This is a genomic window from Cellulomonas sp. P5_C6 (genome assembly GCF_054049635.1).
This window is the reverse complement of the sequence record NZ_JBFULZ010000310.1, coordinates 1-2,713: the sequence shown is the minus strand read 5'-3', so window position 1 is coordinate 2,713 and position 2,713 is coordinate 1. Positions and strand designations below refer to the sequence as shown.

At 72.8% G+C, this 2,713-nt stretch carries 3 protein-coding genes; 2 read left to right on the top strand and 1 reads right to left on the bottom strand.

Translation table 11 applies throughout. The features are described 5' to 3' along the window. Positions 1-290, bottom strand: a 290-nt coding sequence (locus ACXJKG_RS20570) for a type II toxin-antitoxin system PemK/MazF family toxin (RefSeq protein WP_456847579.1), incomplete at its 3' end; no start/stop codon positions are given. A gap of 125 nt (positions 291-415) precedes the next feature. Here ACXJKG_RS20570 and ACXJKG_RS20565 point away from each other — a divergent pair. After that, a complete protein-coding gene (locus ACXJKG_RS20565; RefSeq protein WP_456847578.1) occupies positions 416-2,011 on the top strand; it encodes a circularly permuted type 2 ATP-grasp protein in 1,596 nt (531 codons plus the stop codon). Then, the coding region (locus ACXJKG_RS20560; RefSeq protein WP_456847577.1) for an alpha-E domain-containing protein at positions 2,005-2,713 on the top strand (709 nt) is incomplete at its 3' end. The genes ACXJKG_RS20565 and ACXJKG_RS20560, both read left to right, overlap by 7 nt.

Sequence of the window (2,713 nt, the reverse complement as noted above, 5' to 3'; positions counted from 1 at the left end):
CTGTGGTCCTTGCTGGTGAKCATGAGCCCGAGGACGTTGGCGCCGTCGCGCGCGATCACGAGGACGGGCCGGTCCTTGCCCTGGCTCGGGTCGTCCTCGAAGGGGACCCAGGCCCAGACGATCTCCCCGGGGTCGGCGTCGCCGTCGAGGCGGGGGCTGTACTCGATGCGGACCCGGCCGCGGTGGTCCGGGAGGGTCTCGCGGGTGGGCGTCGGGGGGCGGGAACCGGACAGTCGCGCGAAGGCGGCGCGGACCGTGGAACGCAGGCGGGCCCAGGCCGAGGTGGTCACGCGCAGACCGTACCCGGGAGCGCGCCCGGGCACCGGTCCGCAGGTCGAGGGCCGGACGGCTGATCAGCACCGCGGAGCCGCTCCACGTAACGCGGCGTTATCACCGGGCAGATACTGTCCGGATCATGGCGGACCTGTTCGACGACTACCCGACCGGACCGGCGTGGGACGAGATGATCGATCCCGACGGTGGCGGCTCGCGCGCGGCCTACAAGGGCCTGCACCGTGCTCTCGCCCAGCTGAGCGCCGGTGAGCTGAGGGCCCGGGCGGAGACGCTCGCCCGGTCGTACCTCGCCCAGGGGGTGACGTTCGACTTCGCCGGCGAGGAGCGGCCCTTCCCGCTCGACGTGGTGCCCCGCGTGCTGGCCGGGGACGAGTGGGAGCAGGTCGCGCCGGGCGTCGCCCAGCGGGTGCGGGCCCTCGAGGCCTTCCTGGCGGACATCTACGGTCCGCAGCGCGCCATCGCCGACGGCGTGATCCCGCGCAGCGTCGTGCTGTCGTCGACGAACTTCCTGCGCGCCGCGCGGGGCATCAACCCGCCCAACGGCGTCCGCGTGCACGTGTCGGGCATCGACCTGATCCGCGACGACCTCGACGGCTGGCGGGTGCTCGAGGACAACGTGCGCGTGCCCAGCGGCGTGAGCTACGTGCTGTCGAACCGCCGGGCGATGGCGCAGACGTTCCCGGAGCTGTTCGCGGCGCTGCGGATCCGGCCCGTGGCCGACTACCCGCGCCGCCTGCTCGCCGCGCTCACGGCCGCGGCCCCGTCCGGGGTCGACGAGCCGACGGTGGTCGTGCTTACGCCGGGCGTCTTCAACAGCGCCTACTACGAGCACTCGCTGCTGGCCCGGATGATGGGCGTCGAGCTGGTCGAGGGGCGCGACCTGTTCTGCTCGGGCGGCCGGGTGTGGATGCGCACGACGCAGGGCCGGCGCCGGGTCGACGTCATCTACCGCCGCGTGGACGACGACTACCTGGACCCGGTGGTCTTCCGCAACGACTCCTACCTCGGCAGCCCGGGCCTCATGACCTGCGCGCGCAACGGCACCGTGACGATCGCGAACGCGGTGGGCAACGGGGTCGCCGACGACAAGCTCGTCTACACGTACGTGCCCGACCTCATCCGGTACTACCTGAGCGAGCAGCCGATCCTGCGCAACGTCGACACGTGGCGGCTCGAGGAGCCCGAGGCGCTCGAGGAGGTGCTGGACCGGCTCGACGAGCTCGTCGTGAAGCCGGTGGACGGCTCGGGCGGCAAGGGGCTCGTCGTCGGGCCGAAGGCGTCCACGGCCGAGCTCGCGCAGCTCAAGGTGCGGCTGCGCGACGACCCCCGCGGCTGGATCGCGCAGCCGGTGGTGCAGCTCTCCACCATCCCGACGCTCATCGACGACTCGCTGCGGCCCCGGCACACCGACCTGCGACCGTTCGCGGTGAACGACGGCGAGTCGGTGTTCGTGCTCCCGGGCGGCCTGACCCGGGTGGCGCTCCCCGAGGGCGAGCTCGTCGTCAACTCGTCGCAGGGCGGCGGGTCGAAGGACACGTGGGTGCTCGGCGGTGCGGTGCCGCGCCGGGCGGTGCGCCACGAGTCCGACAGCCCGCAGGCCGTCCCGCAGGACTCGGCGGTGCCGATCGAGTCCAACCCCAACGACGTCCGCGCCCAGGTGATGCAGCAACAGCAGCAACAGGGTCGCTCGATCCCCGCCGGAGGTGCCCCGTGCTGAGCCGCATCGCGGAGTCGCTGTTCTGGATCGGTCGCTACGTCGAGCGCGCGGACGACACCGCCCGCCTGCTCGACGTGCACGTGCAGATCCTGCTCGAGGACCCCTGGGCCGAGGAGGACCTGGCCTGCCGGTCCCTGCTGTCGGTGATGGACCGCTCGGCCCCGCCGGTGCACGTGGAGGTCGGCCGGGAGTACGTGCTGGACATGCTCGCGTACGACCGGTTCGCGCCGTCGTCCATCGCCGGGTCCCTGGTGTCGGCCCGGGAGAACGCCCGCCGGGCGCGCGAGACCATCTCCACCGAGCTGTGGGAGAGCCTCAACGCGACCTGGAACCAGCTGCCGTCGCACATGCGTCCCGCCCGGCCGCACGACTACTTCACGTGGGTGCGCGAACGGGCCGCGGTGGTGTCGGGCATCACCGACTCCGCGACGTCCCGCGACGACACGTGGAACTTCATGGTGCTCGGCCGGTCGATCGAGCGCGCCGACATGACCGCGCGGCTGCTGACCACGCGGGCGCTCGCCGGCTCGGCAGGCCCCAGCTGGACCACCCTGCTGCGCTCCTGCGGTGCGCACGAGGCGTTCCTGCGGATGTACCGCGGGGCCGCGTCCGACGAGCGGGCCGCCGGGTTCCTGCTCACGGACCAGCTGTTCCCCCGGTCGATCGTGTTCGCGCTGAACCAGGCCGAGCGCTGCCTGGCTG

Bases quoted from the DNA above. Each gene is read 5' to 3' on its own strand.
- ACXJKG_RS20565 (WP_456847578.1), top strand. From the start codon at position 416: ATGGCGGACCTGTTCGACGACTACCCGACCGGACCGGCGTGGGACGAG.